An 18,708-nucleotide genomic window follows, 5' to 3' on the forward strand; every position below is an offset into this window, starting at 1 on the left:
GTATTATACTTGAATTTTAAATAGATAATTTTTATATATTATAAATATATAACTAACAAAATTAATGGTGGTTTTATGTTAAAGAATGTAAGATTATATATTCCGTCTATAGCAGCTATTATTTTATCAAGTAATATTGCAATGGCTAATAAGAATTATGATGCTGGTCATGCGACGGCTTTGCGTCAAGTAGCCGATTTAATAGATAATCAAATGACAAATATTGATAATTTATTTAGAAATAGATTGTCGTTGTATGAATCTAATAGCATAAAAAGTAATTTTATTACTAAAGATAAGCAGTATATTGTTGTTATGGAAGTACCTGGATTTGAAAAAAGTCAAATTAAGGTCAAAGTAAGCAGAAATAAATTATTTATTACAGGGAATATAGAAGAAAAAAATAAATCTGATGATTTAGATAATTATATGAATAAAAATTTTAATTATGTAATATCATTATATGAGGATGTAGATCAAACAAATATCTCTTCAAACCTTAAGAATGGAATACTTACTATTATTTTACCTCGCACTGAGGTTAAAGAACAAGATGCAAGAGAGATACCGATTAATTAGTATTGTAAGTTGTATTTCTGGATAGCGTGGCTTGGACACGATATGATACACTAGGTATGTGTTTTTCGCTCTACGTAATAAAGCCTAGTGAAAATGACATAGATAGAGTACAATATATAAATAATTTATCTTTTACTACCGGCGTTCATAGCAAGGCTTGCAGAAACAAATTCTTCAAGGTTACCATCAAGCACTCCTCTAGTGTCGGAAGTTTCATAATCGGTACGTAAATCTTTCACCATTTGATACGGTTGCAGTATATATGACCTAATTTGGTGTCCCCAGCTATTATCGGTTTTAGCTGCATTCTGTTCGTTAATATTGTCTGTGCGTTTCTGCATTTCAAGCTCATAGAGTTTGGCTTTAAGCATTCTCATAGCTTGAGCTTTATTCTTATGCTGTGACCTATCGCTTTGACATTGCGTTACTGTTCCTGTCGGTATGTGGGTTATACGTACGGCAGAATCTGTAGTGTTAACATGCTGTCCGCCAGCTCCTGATGCTCTGAAAGTATCAATTCTTAAATCTTTATCATCAATAGTAATTGATATATTATCATCAATTTCGGGATATACCCAGCTACTTGCAAAACTAGTCATTCTTTTACCTGCCGCATTAAACGGGGAAATACGCACCAGCCTATGAACTCCTGCTTCAGTTTTAAACCAGCCGTAAGCACGTTTGCCTATTATCCTAATTGTACATGATTTAATGCCTGCTTCTTCGCCGTTAATCATATTGATTATTTCAGTTTTAAAGTCTAATCTTTCGGCAAAACGCAAATACATACGCATCATGATAGATGCCCAGTCATGGCTTTCAGTTCCTCCTGCTCCAGCATTAATTTCCAAAAAGCAATTATTACAATCTGCTTCCCCTGAAAATAAATATTCTGTTTCAAATTTAGCAGCAATTATGCTTAAATTTTTAAGATCTTGTTTAACTTGTGCAAGTGTTTCTAAGTCATTTTCAGTTTCAGCTAGTGCTTCAAGTTCTAAAGTATCTTTTAAATTAGATTTCAGTTTATTCAAAGTATTTAGTTTTTCTTCTAAAGTACTTTTTTCTCGAAGTAATGTTTGTGCATTAACCTGATCATTCCATAAATCAGGGTTTGTTGTTAGTTCTGCTAATTCTTTTAATCGTTTAGTTGCAGTTTTGATATCAAAGAGACCTCTCAAGCAATTCTAAAGATTGCTCAATTTTTTTTACATAATTTTCTATTTCGGCGTACATTATTTTTTCCTGTTATAAATTTTGATTTTGCTATATATTATCGTGATTGTTTGGGGTGTGTTTATGTCACTCCCGTGTGTAGTGGTTGTTGCATGGACTGAAAAATACATTTGCTGTCATACCGTGGTTTGACCACAGTATCCAAAAAAAATTAAAGCAGACTGGATCCCGTGATCAAGTCGTGGGATGACAGGAGTATAATTGATACACGCAACAATGTATATGCGGGCATGACAAAGGTGATAACCGCAATAAACAAATGTAAATTATATCACAATAATTATGAATAATCAAAAATATATAAGGAACTTTTCAATAATTGCTCATATCGATCATGGTAAATCTACGTTAGCAGATAGGTTAATTGAACATTGCGGTGGATTTCAGGCTAGAGAAATGAGCAAACAAGTGCTAGATTCGATGGATATCGAAAAAGAACGCGGCATAACTATTAAGGCACAAACAGTAAAGCTTTTATATAAGGCTAAAGACGGTAATACTTACTATTTGAATCTAATGGATACTCCAGGACATGTCGATTTTGCTTATGAAGTTAGCAGGTCTTTAGCTGCTTGTGAAGGCTCATTATTGGTAGTTGATAGTACGCAAGGAGTAGAGGCACAAACGCTTGCAAACGTTTACAAAGCAATCGAGAATAACCACGAAATAGTACCGGTGCTTAATAAGATTGATTTACCTGCTTCCGAACCTGAGCATGTTAAGCAGCAAATAGAGGATATAATCGGAATTGATGCAAGTGAGGCGCTGCTAATTTCTGCTAAAAGCGGTATAGGGATTGATTTAGTTTTAGAAGCAATAGTAAATAAATTACCTCCGCCAAAAGAAAGTAGTGATGATATTTTGAAAGCTTTGCTTGTTGATAGTTGGTATGATCCATATCTTGGCGTGGTTATTTTAGTACGTATTATTGATGGGGCTTTACGTAAGAATATGCGTATTAAAATGATGGCTACAAACTCAGTTTATAAAGTTGAGCATGTTGGATATTTTACTCCGAAAAAACATATTGCGGATGTTTTATATGCAGGGGAGATTGGTTTCTTTACTGCTTCTATAAAGCAGGTAGCGGATTGTAAAGTCGGGGATACTATAACTGATGAGAAAAAGCCTTGTGAGCAAGCATTGCCTGGCTTTAAACCAAATTTACCTGTAGTGTTTTGCGGCTTTTATCCAACGGATAGTTCAGAGTTTGAGTATCTAAAGGATTCGCTTGCTAAATTGCACCTTAATGATTCCAGCTTTGAATATGAAATGGAAAGCTCCTCAGCACTCGGAGTAGGCTTTAGGTGTGGCTTTTTAGGGTTACTACATTTAGAGATTATTCAGGAACGTTTAAGTAGGGAGTTTGATTTAGATTTAATTACTACCGCACCAAGCGTGATATATAAAATTTATATGCGAGATGGTGAGAGCTTGGAAATTTATAACCCAGCAGATTTACCTAATTTACAAAAAATCGAGTCAATCGAAGAGCCATGGATTAAGGCAATTATAATTGTACCTGATGAGTTTTTAGGTGCAGTATTATCGCTTTGTACTGAAAAAAGGGGAGTACAGTTAGATCACAGCTACATAGCAAACAGGGCTAGAATAGTTTATAAATTACCGTTAAATGAGATAGTTTATGATTTTTACGATCGTTTAAAAAGCTGTTCTAAAGGTTATGCAAGTTTTGAATGGCAAATGGATGTTTATGCACCTTCTGAGCTTGTTAAACTTGGAATTTTGGTTAACGGTAAGGCGGTTGATGCATTATCCACAATCGTACATCGCTCTCGTGCCGAGCAGACGGGTAGGGCGTTATGTGTAAGGTTAAAGGACTTGATACCAATACAGCAAATCGATATAGTGATTCAAGCAAGTATAGGTAGCCGTATTATTGCCCGTGAGACTATTAAAGCCCTGCGTAAAGACGTATTATCTAAATGTTATGGTGGTGATATAACCCGTAAGCGTAAGCTTCTTGAGAAGCAAAAAATAGGTAAAAAGAGAATGAGACAGTACGGTAATATTGAAATCCCGCAATCTGCCTTTATTGCTGCTTTAAAAATAGGTGATGAGTAATTTTTGATCGCTTGATCTGTATTAATTTTTTTATTTGATATAAAGAAAACGCTAGACGTTATAGAAAAGATTTGTTATAAGAAGTTATCTAAAATTCTTCCTCGGTAGCTCAGTGGTAGAGCAAACGGCTGTTAACCGTTCGGTCGCTGGTTCGAATCCGGCTCGGGGAGCCATTCCATACAGTTGGATACTTGTTTAAGTTCATTGAAACGGGAAAACAAAATTTTAAAATTTTCTTTTTTTGGCAATTATTGAACCTTTAAAAGGTTCATGTGCATTTGTAGTTACATTTATAAATTCTAGAAGTTTTTTAGAGAACTTGTAATCGACTATGTCATAATTTTTAATTGACTCGTTTGATTTGTATTGATATTCTTTTAATCCTTAGCTAAAAAATTCTGCTCTAGTTATAAAACTCCATCTGCTACGAAATCCATATATGAATTGAGCTTATTGGGTCTATGTTAAAAACTAGCAGGACTTGTTAAACATCGTCAAATAGAATGCACAGTATTTTTAGAGAAAGAGGATTTATTAAGTACATAGTTATTACAATCAACAATTATAGTGATTGATTTATTTTCATTGCCTCTATAGATGACTTTTATCAGGTGATAATTAAACTTTATCATTTAGATATAAGTTAATTTTAAAGAATTAAAATATGGACAATCAAGAAGAAGAAATTTTAACCTCTGAATCTTATATTGATGAAGAGGAAGAAAAGCATTTAAAAGCTAAAAATGCAAGGACAGAGCTTAAATTAATATTAATAACTTTTACTATTATTCTTACTAGTTTTTTAACTTTTACTTACTTCTTTTTAAATTATGTAGAAGAAAAAGCAGCAGAGTATAAATTACAGCAGGAACAAGAAGCTAAAGCAGCTAATAAACCAAAATGATAGTTGCTAAAATATAAAATAACCGAAAGTTACTAATATGTTTATAGTTAGAAGATGATTTGTTATTGCAATTTTTAATTTTTGCTTTAATTGTCATCAACTATTATTAACAAAAATAAAAAATAACTTGTATTGAAGGTATAAGCTTGTGGTAAAACAAGTTTGAAATTTATCTTTATGCTAAGAAACTACTTGATAATCTTAAAGATTTAAACACTAAAGTGCAAAATCCTGTGATATAGAAGAGAAAGTCACACAAGATATTTACTACACCCGTAAATATAAATATCACGGCTCACAAATCTGTTAATCAAGTGTCCTTATTATTATCATCTGATTAAACTGGCGATTATGCGTGCTGAGTTTGTAGCTGAATAAGTAGCTAAGCTTTTTACTGCAATAATGCTACAAGCTGCTTTACTTCATGATACTATTGATAATACGTCATTAACTGACGAAATGATTAATAGCATTTTTGGATTATAAGTATAGAGAAACATATGGAAAGTTTCATTAGAATTAAACCTTACTGCCGAGGAAAGCTTAAATTTGTTGATTAAGCAAAAAGATATAATACAGCTCTATAAAATTATCTGATCGTATACATAACATCTAAACTTTAGGTGCAATTACTTGGGAAAATTACTAAAATCTTAAAAGAAACTTTAATGCGCTTTTTACAAGTTTGTGCATATCTGGAGATATAGAATATATATTTATTCAGCTTTGTTCGAATATATTAAAACAACAAACTCATTTAAGTGAATTAAATTTGAAAGCACAGATTTTTAACTCTAATAATTATACTGTACGTTTTCAAGTGATTCAAAATGTGTCATGTCACTCCCAAGTAGAATGCTTACCTACCGGTGTCATAATAAGAAGCATTCTGTAAGTTCCTATATTTACTACGTTAAAGCTATACCAAACTAAGTAATTACATATATAAAAATTAATGAAAACGCATAAATAAGAGTAGTAAACGTAAATCTTTTCAATATTTCAAAGTTTTTTAAAGTATTGATACAGTAGTATTGGTAGTTATACTCCTAATAGTAGTTGGATTTTAGATCAACTTGAATAAGTATTTATTAAAATAAATACTATAGGGCATACAAATTAAAAATATAATTGCTATAGCTTTTAATAGTTTAAGAGGGTAAAATTTTTTGGTTAATAAAATTAATGTAATCATTAAAATTAGTTGGAGTAATAGCAAGCAAAAAGTTATTTTTAATAATGATGTACAATAAATATAAGTCAAAACAAGCAACACCAGAATTTACACGAAAAAAATATGCTAAAATAGTTTGTATATTCATTTTCTCTTCTACATATAAATTATAATTCTTTGCAATTTATTCCAAAATTTTCTATGATATATCTGCACGATACTACACATATAGTTACTATCTAAGCAGCACTAGCACCTGTGCTTGGGTCCATAATTAGGAAGATTAGCCATGATGACGTAAGAAACGGATATTAAAATAGTGGTAATAATGCAGTGGGTTTTTAACCCATATTATCTTCTATCCAGCAAAATAATAGAGTTCCTAAGGGTCTAAAAGTATAAAAGTAGATTCAAAAGAAAAAAAGCTGCAAGAAGTCGATTAACGTGAGTATAGTATTGCAAAAGAAAAGCTTATTAAATAGTACTGAACATAGAATAAGATCAAAATATTCTAAAAAAGTACCTATAGATAATAAACCTATAGCCGGTTTTATTTTCTATTTAAACTTTTTGTTCTTTTCCGTATCCTAGCACAAATTTTTCTAAAAAGTTAAATTATAGAAAGATAATGAGCATGATTTAAAGTCAAGGAAAAAGTTATAATATTGTATGACTATACTTATTTAAAACTTCTTTGACTAATGAAGTAGTGATTTTTCTTTTGGAAGTTAGAGCAATTTGATTAATATTCTCTAATATTTCTATGATTTTAGAATGTTCCCTAGGTAAATTTACTAAAAGAAAATCTATGATTTGCCTGGATATTATTACTGAAGAAATAGAAAAATGCTTAAATATTAGAACTTTGATTAATTCATCATCAGGAGAGTTTAATACTATACTAAGCACTGATTTAATACGTGAAGATAAATCAGGTAAAGCAAAATTTTTGCTTTTATCAAACGAGGTAAGTAAAAGATATTTTCGTTTTTCGTTAATAATATTAAATATATACAGTAATGCCGGCTCTTGCCAGTTTTCAATATCTTCAATAATAAAAGCATTGTATTGTTCTAAAATTTCTTCATTAAAAAAGATATCTTTAATAATATAGGCATTGCTTAAATTTTGCCATATTTTGGTTAAATAAGTTTTGCCTGAAGAAGAAGGACCTTTAATTAATAAAGTAAATTTATAAGGATTAACGCCAAATCTGTGTTGCCAATTTTGTATAATATTATACGCTTGATCGTTAGAACTAGAAACAATAAATTCATCAGGATGATATTTATTAGGAGTAGTAAAACGAAATATATATTGCTGCATTTATTGATCCTTAGCAGCATTGTTCTAGGTTTATGGTGTCATTCCCGTGAAAGCGAGAATCCAGAAAAATAACCTTAATACCGGTAAAATTAGACATTAATTGACAAAATAAACCTAAAAAAACAAGTTTTTTATAGGTTTTACTAGATTCCCACTTTCTTGGGAAGAACATTGATCGCTTTTTAAAAACCATACAACAATACTATACTTATCCCTCTAATCGATAGAACTTACTGAATTTATAAAATGTAATTAGATTCAAGAGTAAAATTTTAGTAATGCCGGCAATCGGTATGGCAAAAAATATTCCAATAATTCCAAATAAACTACCGCAAGCAAAAATTGAGAATATAATCCAAAGTGGATGCAAACCTATTTTATCACCGATAATTTTAGGGGTTAAAACATAAGATTCACAAATATTCCCGACTAAATAAATCATCATTATATATAATAATTTTGCAGTCATACTGAAAGTTACATAACCGATAATTAGGGTCAAGAGAAACGCTATAAAAGTACCAATAAAAGGAATAATAACTAAAAACCCTGTTAAAATGCCGAGTAAAAGAGCAAGATCAATACCTATTACGGTAAATGCAATGCTATAATAAGTAGATAATAATAAGCAAATATTTAGCTGTCCTCTTATGTAAGCAGATAACAGATCATTAATTTCCGATATTATTTCAAGGATTTTGTTTCTGCTTTTTATAGGTAATAATGATTTCATATTTTCAATAATATTATTCCAATCACGTAGGAAATAAAATAATATTATAGGTATAAGTAACAATAAAACAAATATGTTAATAGTGATAATAGTATAACGCCAAAGATTATTAGCAATACTACTAAGTATAGTAAATATACTATTTATAAAATTGCTTAAAGAATCCTTGATCTTATAGGCAATATCCGGTTCTATCGAATAAATTTTTACCATTATAGGCGGCAATATTTCTCCTTGAAAATAATTTTTATATTTCGGAATATTATGTATAAAAGTAAAAATTTGTCCATAAATTATTGGTACTAAAATAGTTAAGCTTAAGAAAAATATGTTCAAAAATATTAGATAAATTATGCTCGATGCAAATTTATTTGATATTTTAAATTTTGATGCGATAAAATTGATAGTAGGTTGTAGTAAGTAAGATATTATAAATGCAATAAAAAATGGTTTTACTGCATCTGAAATTAGCATAAAGCCGCTTATAAAAATCCCTAAAAAAACTAGCCACAATATAGCAGTTTTACTCATATTATTCTTCTTGCTTAGGTTTTTTAGTAACCTGTACGGTAGCAGGGCGAAGTAGTCTATCTTTAATTTTATATCCTGATTGCATTACAGTAATAACGCTATTTGGTGCATATTTCGTATTATCTATTTGTGAAATTGCATTATGTAGATTATAGTCAAACATTGATCCTATTTCCGGCTTTATTTCTTCAATATGATGTTTATGAAAGATTTTATCCAGCTCATCTTTAGTCATCTGAACGCCTTCAATAATATTTATGACTTCTACATCAAGCTTTGCCGGTGTATGTGCTAATGCTCTTGCAAGATTATCACTAACATTTAGTAGCTCTTTAGCAAATGTAGCAATCGCATAATCTTTTGCTTCGTCACGTGCTTTTTCTAAACGCTTCCTTGTATTGTCTATTTCGGCAGTAGTTCTTATTAGCTTATCTTTTAGCTCTTCAATTTGTGCTTTTAACTCTGTTAATTCCTCTCTATCGTTAGCACTTGGTGCTTTTCTTATTTCTTCTTCGTTATTTTCTATATTATTATCCGTCATATTATCTACTTTGTTATTTTAAGATTAATAAGATATAATAAAAAATCTAAAATTTTCAATATAATATTATAGTAATATGAGACAGTCAGGAAGAAAAAGCAACCAATTACGTCCTATTTCATTAGAATTATCACCACTTGTTAATGCAGAAGGTTCATGTCTTATTAAAATAGGTAAGACGCATGTCATATGTAGTGCTACTTGCGAAACTACCGTACCACCGTTTTTACGTGGGCAGAATCAAGGTTGGGTTACTGCTGAATACGGTATGCTTCCAAGCTCTACATCACAGCGTATTAAAAGAGAAGCAGTACTTGGAAAACAAGGTGGAAGAACACAAGAGATACAGCGTTTGATAGGTAGGGCGATGCGATGTGTAATTGACCTAAAAAAACTTGGTGAAAGACAAATTATTATAGATTGTGACGTGATTAATGCTGATGGTGGTACTAGAACGGCAGCAATAACAGGGAGCTACATAGCATTGCACCTAGCTATTAGATTATTGATGAAAAAGAGCATTTTAAAAGTAAACCCGTTAATTAGCCAAATTGCAGCTATTTCTTGTGGTATATATAAAGGTGAGACGATACTAGATTTAGATTATTTAGAAGATAGTGATGCTGAAGTGGATATTAATTTTGTGTTTGCAGGTAATGGTAATCTAATAGAAGTACAAGGCACAGCAGAGAAAAAGCCTTTTTCCGAAGAGCAATTTTTAGCAATGTTGAAACTTGCTAAAGTCGGTGCAGCGGAATTGTTTAAACTACAAAATCAGGTATTGCTTGGGTCTTAATATATAAAGCTAAAGAAGTCCTCGATATTATACCATGGACTGTCTTGATGGGCTTTGATGTATGGATCGAAAAACACGTTTGGTATCATTTCCGCTGTGGCGGGAATCCAGTAAAACCTATAAACACTTGTTTTTTTAAGTTTATTTTGTCAATTAATGTGTAATGTTTATACTGATATTAAGGTTATTTTTTTGGATTCCCGCCTACGCTGGAATGATATAGAGGAGGTTAGGAATAACATGAGATGTGATTTCCTATAGTCATTGTCTTCAACACATTATAATCATTGTGTGGATGATAGAGTGAGTAATATTCAAGATTATCAGATGAAACATTTCTCAAAATGAGGAAAAAGCTTTGCCGATTTATACAATTTTAGTGCTGTTATATCAAGAATCAAGTAAGCTTAATAAAAAATATTTTATTAATTAATTATCTGAAAGATAAGCTAGATGTCAAAATAATTATTGCAGATGATGATCATTTAATGATTAAAGAAATAGCTTTATATAATTTACTATCTTACTCTTATGTGATATTTGTGCTAAAAAGTTTACCTGGAACTAAACCGAAAGCACTTAATGATGCTCTAGAATATTTACGTGGTGAGTATTTAGTGGTTTATGATGCTGAAGATAACCCTGAATCTGATCAGTTGCTTAAGGATCTAGCAATGTTTAGAAACTTGCCATCCTAATATGTTTGTCTTTAAGCTAAGCTTAATTTTTATAATAAAAATGAGAATCCAAAATGTTTAATTATAGAATATAGTTTAGGTTTGCATATATCTTATCTTGAAAGTATTAAGTTTGCTAAAACTGCCTACACCTCTTTCTTGGTAGTACTAGTAATCATTTTAAAACGGATATATTAACATAAGCTTGGCCGGGTGGATACTTATAATGTAACAGAAGTAACGGAAGATGCCGAGCTTGGTATAAGACTAATCCCGGAATTATACAGTAGCTATTCTTGACTCCTATACTCTAGATGAAGCACCGAATAGTTTAGGGAAATTGGCTCAATCAAAGGTCATGATGGATTAAAGGCTTTTTACAAATATTTTTTGTATTTAAAAGCACACAAGAATAAACACCGTATTGCAAATAATAACAATTTATATTTTCATCGGCTTATCTACTTATCATTTTTTGAGTTTACCCTTTATAATATTTGTATTGTTATAAATAAAAATTCCATAATTAATTATTTTATGGTGTGTTAAGAGTGTTTTTCGCTTTTATATTTGTATGGTAGCGCTCTTTAATATATTAAAGAATTCTTTGAAAAGTAGAAAAATAAAATTTCAAAATATTAGTAGCTTTGATCTTATGGGCTAGTTATTTTATATTACATAAATGTAGCATCATAAAATGTATCATCTAAAGCAGTATTTAAATAATTTTTTGTCCCTTTAAATGGAGTAAAACTAAACATGGAGTTAGTTTAGAGGATTTTGATAAAGAATAGATCTATTATCTAACCTCTTGCAAATTATTCTTTATAAGATAGGTTATAGCAAGAGGTCTAATAAAAAATTTTTGTTCTTTCCCCTTGAACTAACAAAAATAAAATATATATAGTATGTACATATTTAAAGATTTAATAATTGGAGGTTAAAATGTCTTTTAAACCATTACATGATAGAATTGCAATAAAGCCTATCGAACACGAAGAAAAAACTAAAGGTGGAATTATTATTCCTGATACTGCTAAAGAAAAGCCTATGCAAGGTATTATCACCGCTGTAGGCACAGGTACTCGTAATGAAAAAGGTGAAGTTTATCCTTTAGAGTTAAAAGTCGGTGACAAAGTTTTATACGGTAAGTGGGCAGGTACCGAAATCGAAATTAAAGGTGAAAAACTGATCGTTATGAAAGAAAACGATGTTCTTGGTATAATTAATTAATTGTTTATTTATAAAAGGAGAAATTACATATGGCAACAAAACTTATTAAACATGGTTCAGAAGCTCGTGAAGAAATGCTAAAAGGTGTTGATATACTTGCAAATGCAGTAAAAGTTACTTTAGGTCCAAAAGGAAGAAACGTACTTATCGAGCAGTCATTCGGTGCACCGAAAATTACTAAAGACGGTGTTACGGTTGCAAAATCGATTGAATTAAAAGAGAAAATTAGAAATGCAGGAGCTCAGCTATTAAAATCAGCTGCCACTAAAGCTGCGGAAGTAGCAGGTGACGGTACTACTACAGCTACAGTACTTGCTAGAGCTTTGGCTCGTGAGGGTAATAAGCTAGTAGCTGCCGGTTATAATCCTATGGACTTAAAGCGTGGTATGGATTTAGCGGTAAACACAGTAGTAGAAGAAATTAAAAAATCTAGTAAAAAGATTAATAGTCAAGAGGAAATCGCACAGGTTGGTACTATATCTTCAAACGGTGATAAGGAAATCGGCGAAAAAATTGCTAAGGCAATGGAGGAAGTCGGTAAAGAAGGTGTAATAACCGTTGAAGAAGCAAAGAATTTTAGCTTCGATGTTGAAGTAGTTAAAGGTATGATGTTTGATAGAGGTTATCTATCACCATATTTTGTAACAAATTCCGAGAAGATGGTTGCTGAACTTGAAAACCCTTTCATCTTATTATTTGAGAAAAAATTATCAAATTTACAACCGATGTTACCTATACTTGAAGCTGTAGTGCAATCGCAGCGTCCACTACTAATTATTGCTGAGGATGTTGAAGGTGAAGCTCTTGCAACGCTTGTAGTCAATAGATTACGTGGTGGTTTAAAAGTTGCAGCAGTAAAAGCTCCAGGTTTTGGTGATAGAAGAAAAGCAATGATGGAAGACATCGCTATCTTAACTAAAGGTGAGCTTATTACTGAAGATTTAGGTATGAAGCTTGAAAATGTTAGTATTAAAAGTCTAGGTACTGCAAAAAGAGTAACCATTTCCAAAGAAAATACCGTAATTGTTGACGGTAGTGGTGATAAGAAAAGTATTGAAGATAGAGTGTTGCAAATTAAATCTCAAATAGCTGAAACTACTTCTGATTATGATAAAGAAAAACTACAAGAGCGTTTAGCTAAACTTTCCGGTGGTGTTGCTGTATTAAAGGTGGGTGGTGCTACGGAAGTTGAAGTGAAAGAGCGTAAAGACCGTGTTGAAGATGCACTTGCTGCTACAAGAGCTGCAGTTGAGGAAGGTGTTGTTGCTGGCGGTGGTGTAACATTACTTCATACGTCACAAATTTTAACAAAGCTTAAAGTAGAGAATAAGGATCAACAAGCAGGTATTGAAATAGTAATAGAAGCTTTAAAGGATCCGCTAAAACAGATTGTTGAAAATGCTGGTGAAAACGGTGGTGTAGTAGTTGGTAAATTACTAGAACATAAGGATAAAAATTTTGGCTTTAATGCTCAAGATATGCAATATGTCGATATGATTCAAGCAGGAATTATTGACCCTGCTAAAGTAGTACGTACTGCTCTACAAGATGCGGCTTCCGTTGCTTCGTTAATTATTACCACAGAAACTTTGATTGTTGATGAACCTTCGAAGGAAGAGCCAATGCCAATGCGTGGTAGCGGTATGGGAGGCATGGGCGGTATGGACTTCTAAGTCTATATTAAGATAAGTTATGCGATAAGTCTAAATAAAAACTGGTCTTGTTGCATGGATTGATGTCATCCTCTCGAATGCGTGTATTGAAACACACTCTAGGTCATACCGTGGTCTCAAGTCGCGGTATGACAGTAAAAAAACTGATTTATGCAACAAGAATAAAAGTTGTACAAATGGGTTTTACAGTGATTTTTTGCTTGATTTAAAAATAAATTCTTTGATAAAACTCTTCCACAAAAAATAAAATATAATAATTTTTCTAAAAACAAATCAATTAGAAATGTTAACATAATAAATTTATTGCTTTATTTGGTGTTTAGTTATTTGTAAAGTATAACTATTAACTGAATTAGTATAAATTAAGGAGGTGGTTTTGCTCCAAAGGGTTATTAAACATTTGAATCATAATTTATCTAAACATGACATTACTGCTCAAATAACAGGTAGGATCAAACATCCAATATCAATTTTATATAAATTATATCGTAAGGGTATAAAATTAGAAGAATTAACAGATATTTTTGCAATAAGAATAGTGGTAATAGATGAAGAGAAATGTTATAAAGCTTTAAAAGTAGTTCATAATCTTTATGAGTATGAAAAGGATAAATTCAAAAATTATATTCTTAATCCTAAACCAAACGGCTATCAATCTTTGCATACTATTATTATAACTGAGGATAATTATAAAATAGAGATACAAATACGTGATCATAAGATGCATTATCATGCAGAGAGCGGTGAAGCTGCACATTGGAAATATAAAAATAGTTTTTAGCTTATAACATAAAAGCTGAATAAGCTGAATTTTTATTTTGTATTATTGTGAATGTTTAAAAAGAAATTTCATAAAACGACTTTTTGCAATATTCTTTTTTGTTCTGAAGTGAAAATGTTGCTTGATAAAATTAGTGGAAACATTTAATAGTTGTTATTATTTCTAAATACGCTGCTATTATAAATAAGCAAGAATCTTTCTATAGTCTCTGTTACTTTTTCTAAAGCCTTTTCCGGAGGTTTTTAGCATTTATAGTTTGTAAATTATGAAGGCATTTAAATGCTTTAATAAAGTACGATATCATATTTCTGTTCTTGAATTAATAAATTTAACATTTAACCTGTGCTAATTTTACCATACGTCTTAATTGGCTACGTTCATCTAGTAAATACTATGCGGTACTCATGCATGGCATTGCATCAACCATGGGTTCTTGAATATGAAACAAGTTTAGGCGCTGGAAGACAAACCCTGGACATAGATGGACACACCATCATCACGATGCTTAATTAAGCGTTAAAGCAACTTAATAGTTGTTTATGAGTTAAGTGACCCAAGACTTTGTTGTGTAGATACCCAAGTCGTCATTGTGAGTAGCCAGATTGTACGACAATCGATAAAAATGCTGAAGATTAGTATTTTGTGACTGTATTACTTTGTTGAAACTTACAGTTTCTTTTCGCAATGACGATGAAAAACAGTCCACGCAACAAAGTTTAATTTACTAATTATTTATTATCTACTCAAAGCTTTTATTCCTTCCTTTAAGCCGTCTTTTATAAATGAAATTTTAGCTTGTTTACCGTCTGCAGTTATTAGTTCTACATAATTGTTGTTTGATAAAATTATATCTAGATCATTTTGCGTAATAGTAGCTAGAGCCTGACAGCCATTTACCGTACAATTTACATATTTTCCTGCTGCTATTCGTTTATCACCGCTATTAATAATAGTACCTGCCGGAATTTGAACATTTGATGGGACTATTTCGATTATCTTTAGTTCCTGTTCTTCTTGTTCTTGATTAAAGTATCCTATATGATAAATGGCTAATATTTCCTTTTCTTTATCTTTCTCTAGATTATTAATTTGTTGTGATAAGAAACAAAGTTTTTTTTTCTCATTAAGAGTACAGTTTAAAGTCCAAGCTCCATACTTTTTTGGTGTCGTTGATGCATTGACGTTTTGTATGCTATACAAAACAAAATTACCGGTTATTATAAATAACCCGCTAAAAACAAAAGCAATTTTCTTTACATAATCTTTCATATAATTTTTAACCTCTTTAAAATATTTTCTTTTCCTAAAATTTCTGCAATTTCAAACACGCTCGGTGAAGCTGTCATGCCGGTTATTAAAGCTCTAACCGGTTTCATAAGCTCATTTAGTTTTAAGCCATTATGAGTTGCTATTTCTTTAAATTTATTCTGCACTGATTCCTTATCAAACTGCTTAAGCTTGTTTAAATTTTCTATAACTTGCTTGATTAAATCCTTATCGCAATTTTCAATAATTTCTTTTGCATCTTGCTTGTAGATGATAGGAGAATCGACAAGATAAATTTGAGCAAGCTGTACTAGATCTAGCAACGTTTCACTTCTGACTAACAAACTCCGTATTGCTTGATTTATATAGATTACTTCCTGCTTGCTAACATTATAATTTTGTCTCAATCTCTCTACAGTCTTTGAAGTTGCACTATCATTATCAAGTAGTCGTAAATAGTGGGCGTTAAGGCTATTCATGTTAGCAAAATCAAGTTTAGCCGGTGATTTACCGAGCGAATCAAGATTAAACCATTTTATAGCCTGATCCATTGAAATAATTTCATCATCGCCGTGGCTCCAACCAAGACGCAATAAATAATTACACACACTTTCCGGTAAATATCCCATATCTTTATAAGCTGCAACGCCTAAGGCTCCATGCCTTTTCGATAATTTTGCCCCGTCTGCTCCATGAATTAGCGGTATATGAGTCATGCTTGGTACGGCATAGCCGCAAGCCTGATAAATAGCGATTTGTCTTGCTGCATTGGTTAAATGATCATCACCTCTAATAATATGAGTTATACCCATATCGTGATCGTCTACTACAACCGCTAGCATGTAAGTAGCAGTGCCATCGCTACGCAATAACACCATATCGTCAATATGAGAATTTTCTATTACTACATCGCCTTGTAAAGTATCACGAATTGTTATACTACCTTCGCGTGGGGTTTTTAGACGTATTACCGGCTTAATATCAGTAGGGTAGGCCGCAGGATCTTTGTCACGCCAATCGCTATTAAAAATAAAATACTGCTTATTTTCTAAAGCTTTTTGTCGCTGTTTTTCTATTTCTTCTTGGCTAGTAAAACAATAATATGCTTTACCTGCTTGCAGTAATTTTAGTGCAGTTTCTTTGTAAAGATCATTACGTTTTGACTGAAATATAACTTCACCGTCCCAATCAAGACCTAGCCATTTTAGACCTGAGAATATAGCTTCTACAGCTTCGTTTGTGGATCTTTCTTTATCAGTATCTTCAATGCGAAGCAAAAACTTACCGTTATGATGCCTTGCAAATAAATAGTTAAACAAAGCGGTTCTTGCCGAACCTATATGTAAAAACCCCGTTGGTGACGGAGCAAATCTAGTAATTACGTTAGTCATTTATTATATCCTCCTATTTACCCACTACTTGATCACGGGATCCAGTCTTTTTTAATTTTTTCTGGATACTGTAGTCAAGTCACGGATTACATCTAATGTGTGTTTCTTTCTAAATACATAAAATAATTTACTTCTATATTGTCGCTTAATTTCCATTCATTTTTAGCCATATCATATATCAAACCTTTCAGCTCCTTAATTTCAATACCGGTATCTGTAAGCATTTCATAAATTTCCGAGGGTTTTAAAAATTTACTATAATTATGAGTGTTTTTCGGTACCCAGCCTAAAATATATTCAGCAACTATTATTCCGAGTATATAAGCTTTTTTCATGCGGTTAATCGTAGAAATTATTGCTATACCGTTTGGTTTAATATGCTGCACCAAATTTAGTATAAATTGCTGTACGTTTTCTACATGCTCAATAACCTCAAGACAAATTACCACATCATATAGCTTATTGCTCTTTAATTCTTCTATAGTAGATTGTAAATAATTTATCTTTACACCGTTTTCCTTAGCATAAGCAGTTGCTGTTTCAATGTTACTTTGCAGTGCATCAATAGCCGTAACGTTAAAACCTTGCGCCGCTAGAGGAGTTGCAATTAATCCTCCCCCACAACCTACGTCTAATATTTCTAATTTAGAAATATCGTTGTAATGTGAGGTTATTTTCTCTATTATATACTCAAGACGAATAGGGTTTATACAGTGTAAGATACCGAAATCTCCGTCCTTATTCCACCAATTATGAGAAATTTTCTCAAATTTTTCTAATTCTTTTTTATCAATTGAAGACATAGTCTATAGGTATATTATATGATTCTTTCCAATGTCATCCCGTGGCTTCTTGACTACAGGATCCAGAAACAATTTTATAATACTAACAATTTTAGTATTTTTCCTGGATTTCTGCTTTCACTGGAATGACATGAATATTATCCCACTGTGCAACAAATATATATAATATATTGAGATGACTTTAATAATACTAGCCTTAATTTTAATTAGCTGCATATTTGCTCCCCTTGGCTGCATTGCCTTATGGAAGAGATATATTTATTTCAGTGACGGACTTGCTCATAGCAGTTTTTTAGCAGCTAGCATAAGTATTATAGCACATTTCCCATTAATATATTCAGGCATAATAGTTGCGATTCTTTTTTCGTTTTTTGTGTTCATTTTTAAAAATAATGCTGAAAAAAATGCAGTTATTAACTTAATTTCTAGCTTTATGTTAGCTATAGCTTTAGTTATTAATTATTTTACTTCTTTGCAAAATAATATAGTAAATTTGTTGTTTGGAGATATTTTATCTGTATCTTTTAATGATTTTATTATACTTGCAATAGTGTTAATAACTATTATAGGTTTTATAATATATTTTTATAATCAAATTCTTCTTATAATTATCAATAGGGATATTGCGGTTATAAAAGGCTTAAAGGTTAATATTATTGAGCTAATATTTTTACTTTTGCTCTCATTATCGGTATTTTCTGCTATAAAGATTGTTGGGGTACTTATGGTGACTGCTATTTTACTTATTCCTGCTATGATCGCACGGTTTATGTCATATAGTCCCTCTCAGATGATTATAATATCAATTCTTATCTCTTTATTTATTAATTTTTGTGCTGCACTGAGCTCTTTCTATTTTGATCTGCCTTTAACTCCAATATTTATCATAATAGGTGTGTTGATTTATGGTTTGCTGTATTTAAAGCAATTATTTGTGGATTAACGTAGTAGTTAGTTGGACGAATGTTCAGGATGTCATTCC

The 18,708-nt window shown here is 31.4% G+C and carries 16 protein-coding genes, 1 tRNA gene and 1 pseudogene; 10 read left to right on the forward strand and 8 right to left on the reverse strand.

Features of this window, described 5'->3' with window-relative positions; genetic code table 11:
* Nucleotides 1–75: 75 nt before the first annotated feature.
* Complete coding sequence (locus A1E_RS01465; RefSeq protein WP_012148458.1) at nucleotides 76–579, forward strand: Hsp20/alpha crystallin family protein; 504 nt, start codon at nucleotides 76–78, stop codon at nucleotides 577–579.
* Between the two features lie 125 nt (nucleotides 580–704).
* Here A1E_RS01465 and prfB read toward each other — a convergent pair.
* Nucleotides 705–1,812, reverse strand: a protein-coding gene (prfB, locus tag A1E_RS01470) for a peptide chain release factor 2 (RefSeq protein ID WP_155799160.1) whose coding sequence is annotated in 2 segments (ribosomal slippage) — nucleotides 705–1,742 and nucleotides 1,744–1,812 — 1,107 coding nt in all. Because the reading frame shifts where the segments join, the coding sequence is not laid out codon by codon here.
* A 282-nt stretch (nucleotides 1,813–2,094) separates the two neighbouring features.
* Here prfB and lepA point away from each other — a divergent pair.
* The 3 genes from lepA to A1E_RS01485 all read left to right on the forward strand — a co-directional run bounded on the left by lepA (nucleotide 2,095) and on the right by A1E_RS01485 (nucleotide 4,801).
* A complete protein-coding gene (gene lepA / locus A1E_RS01475) occupies nucleotides 2,095–3,897 on the forward strand; it encodes a translation elongation factor 4 (RefSeq protein ID WP_012148460.1) in 1,803 nt (600 codons plus the stop codon).
* 98 nt (nucleotides 3,898–3,995) lie between these two features.
* Nucleotides 3,996–4,070: transfer RNA gene (locus A1E_RS01480), tRNA-Asn, on the forward strand.
* A 491-nt stretch (nucleotides 4,071–4,561) separates the two neighbouring features.
* Nucleotides 4,562–4,801: an RP671a family tick cell line-upregulated protein gene (locus A1E_RS01485; RefSeq protein WP_012148461.1), complete on the forward strand. Its 240-nt coding sequence runs from the start codon at nucleotides 4,562–4,564 to the stop codon at nucleotides 4,799–4,801.
* Between the two features lie 1,515 nt (nucleotides 4,802–6,316).
* Here the strand turns inward: A1E_RS01485 and A1E_RS07415 are convergent.
* The 4 genes and pseudogenes from A1E_RS07415 to grpE all read right to left on the reverse strand — a co-directional run bounded on the left by A1E_RS07415 (nucleotide 6,317) and on the right by grpE (nucleotide 9,106).
* Nucleotides 6,317–6,569: pseudogene (locus A1E_RS07415) on the reverse strand (hypothetical protein).
* A gap of 63 nt (nucleotides 6,570–6,632) precedes the next feature.
* Complete coding sequence (locus A1E_RS01495) at nucleotides 6,633–7,301, reverse strand: HdaA/DnaA family protein (RefSeq protein ID WP_012148462.1); 669 nt, start codon at nucleotides 7,299–7,301, stop codon at nucleotides 6,633–6,635.
* 208 nt (nucleotides 7,302–7,509) lie between these two features.
* A complete protein-coding gene (locus tag A1E_RS01500) occupies nucleotides 7,510–8,565 on the reverse strand; it encodes an AI-2E family transporter (RefSeq protein ID WP_012148463.1) in 1,056 nt (351 codons plus the stop codon).
* A gap of 1 nt (nucleotide 8,566) precedes the next feature.
* Nucleotides 8,567–9,106, reverse strand: coding sequence for a nucleotide exchange factor GrpE (gene grpE / locus A1E_RS01505; RefSeq protein ID WP_012148464.1), 540 nt, complete (start codon nucleotides 9,104–9,106; stop codon nucleotides 8,567–8,569).
* 76 nt (nucleotides 9,107–9,182) lie between these two features.
* On the opposite strand from grpE, the gene rph reads away from it, so the two are divergent.
* From rph to A1E_RS01530, 5 genes are all read left to right on the forward strand, one after another.
* The gene (gene rph / locus A1E_RS01510; protein WP_012148465.1) at nucleotides 9,183–9,902 is read left to right on the forward strand and encodes a ribonuclease PH; all 720 of its coding nucleotides are present in this window, start codon (nucleotides 9,183–9,185) and stop codon (nucleotides 9,900–9,902) included.
* Between the two features lie 488 nt (nucleotides 9,903–10,390).
* Entirely contained in the window at nucleotides 10,391–10,600 is a 210-nt protein-coding gene (locus A1E_RS06750; protein ID WP_012148466.1) for a glycosyltransferase family protein, read from the forward strand.
* 924 nt (nucleotides 10,601–11,524) lie between these two features.
* The gene (locus A1E_RS01520) at nucleotides 11,525–11,812 is read left to right on the forward strand and encodes a co-chaperone GroES (protein ID WP_012148467.1); all 288 of its coding nucleotides are present in this window, start codon (nucleotides 11,525–11,527) and stop codon (nucleotides 11,810–11,812) included.
* Between the two features lie 29 nt (nucleotides 11,813–11,841).
* Nucleotides 11,842–13,485: a chaperonin GroEL gene (gene groL, locus A1E_RS01525; protein ID WP_012148468.1), complete on the forward strand. Its 1,644-nt coding sequence runs from the start codon at nucleotides 11,842–11,844 to the stop codon at nucleotides 13,483–13,485.
* Nucleotides 13,486–13,861: 376 nt separating this feature from the next.
* Nucleotides 13,862–14,266: a bifunctional (p)ppGpp synthetase/guanosine-3',5'-bis(diphosphate) 3'-pyrophosphohydrolase gene (locus A1E_RS01530; RefSeq protein ID WP_041405268.1), complete on the forward strand. Its 405-nt coding sequence runs from the start codon at nucleotides 13,862–13,864 to the stop codon at nucleotides 14,264–14,266.
* Nucleotides 14,267–15,001: 735 nt separating this feature from the next.
* Here the strand turns inward: A1E_RS01530 and A1E_RS01535 are convergent.
* The 3 genes from A1E_RS01535 to ubiG form a co-directional block, all read right to left on the reverse strand.
* On the reverse strand, nucleotides 15,002–15,535 hold the full coding sequence (locus A1E_RS01535) for an invasion associated locus B family protein (protein ID WP_012148470.1): 534 nt from the start codon (nucleotides 15,533–15,535) through the stop codon (nucleotides 15,002–15,004).
* Nucleotides 15,532–16,923 carry a glutamate--tRNA ligase gene (gene gltX / locus A1E_RS01540; protein ID WP_012148471.1) on the reverse strand — a complete coding sequence of 464 codons (1,392 nt, stop codon included), beginning with the start codon at nucleotides 16,921–16,923 and terminating at the stop codon, nucleotides 15,532–15,534. Before gltX ends, A1E_RS01535 begins: the two co-directional genes overlap by 4 nt.
* Before the next feature lie 92 nt (nucleotides 16,924–17,015).
* Entirely contained in the window at nucleotides 17,016–17,726 is a 711-nt protein-coding gene (gene ubiG, locus A1E_RS01545) for a bifunctional 2-polyprenyl-6-hydroxyphenol methylase/3-demethylubiquinol 3-O-methyltransferase UbiG (protein WP_012148472.1), read from the reverse strand.
* Nucleotides 17,727–17,901: 175 nt separating this feature from the next.
* Between ubiG and A1E_RS01550 the strand changes: the two genes are divergently transcribed.
* Nucleotides 17,902–18,669 (forward strand): metal ABC transporter permease, encoded by a 768-nt coding sequence (locus tag A1E_RS01550; RefSeq protein ID WP_012148473.1) that lies wholly within the window; start codon nucleotides 17,902–17,904, stop codon nucleotides 18,667–18,669.
* Nucleotides 18,670–18,708 lie beyond the last annotated feature (39 nt).

It is taken from the genome of Rickettsia canadensis str. McKiel (genome assembly GCF_000014345.1).
In the GTDB taxonomy this organism is placed as follows: Bacteria; Pseudomonadota; Alphaproteobacteria; order Rickettsiales; family Rickettsiaceae; genus Rickettsia; species Rickettsia canadensis.

What these genes read in the sequence shown, in the direction of transcription:
- A1E_RS01465 (WP_012148458.1), top strand. Translation starts at nt 76, where the DNA reads ATGTTAAAGAATGTAAGATTATATATTCCGTCTATAGCAGCTATTATT.
- lepA (WP_012148460.1), top strand. Translation starts at nt 2,095, where the DNA reads ATGAATAATCAAAAATATATAAGGAACTTTTCAATAATTGCTCATATC.
- A1E_RS01485 (WP_012148461.1), top strand. Translation starts at nt 4,562, where the DNA reads ATGGACAATCAAGAAGAAGAAATTTTAACCTCTGAATCTTATATTGAT.
- A1E_RS01495 (WP_012148462.1), bottom strand. Translation starts at nt 7,301, where the DNA reads ATGCAGCAATATATATTTCGTTTTACTACTCCTAATAAATATCATCCT.
- A1E_RS01500 (WP_012148463.1), bottom strand. Translation starts at nt 8,565, where the DNA reads ATGAGTAAAACTGCTATATTGTGGCTAGTTTTTTTAGGGATTTTTATA.
- grpE (WP_012148464.1), bottom strand. Translation starts at nt 9,106, where the DNA reads ATGACGGATAATAATATAGAAAATAACGAAGAAGAAATAAGAAAAGCA.
- rph (WP_012148465.1), top strand. Translation starts at nt 9,183, where the DNA reads ATGAGACAGTCAGGAAGAAAAAGCAACCAATTACGTCCTATTTCATTA.
- A1E_RS06750 (WP_012148466.1), top strand. Translation starts at nt 10,391, where the DNA reads ATGATTAAAGAAATAGCTTTATATAATTTACTATCTTACTCTTATGTG.
- A1E_RS01520 (WP_012148467.1), top strand. Translation starts at nt 11,525, where the DNA reads ATGTCTTTTAAACCATTACATGATAGAATTGCAATAAAGCCTATCGAA.
- groL (WP_012148468.1), top strand. Translation starts at nt 11,842, where the DNA reads ATGGCAACAAAACTTATTAAACATGGTTCAGAAGCTCGTGAAGAAATG.
- A1E_RS01535 (WP_012148470.1), bottom strand. Translation starts at nt 15,535, where the DNA reads ATGAAAGATTATGTAAAGAAAATTGCTTTTGTTTTTAGCGGGTTATTT.
- gltX (WP_012148471.1), bottom strand. Translation starts at nt 16,923, where the DNA reads ATGACTAACGTAATTACTAGATTTGCTCCGTCACCAACGGGGTTTTTA.
- ubiG (WP_012148472.1), bottom strand. Translation starts at nt 17,726, where the DNA reads ATGTCTTCAATTGATAAAAAAGAATTAGAAAAATTTGAGAAAATTTCT.
- A1E_RS01550 (WP_012148473.1), top strand. Translation starts at nt 17,902, where the DNA reads ATGACTTTAATAATACTAGCCTTAATTTTAATTAGCTGCATATTTGCT.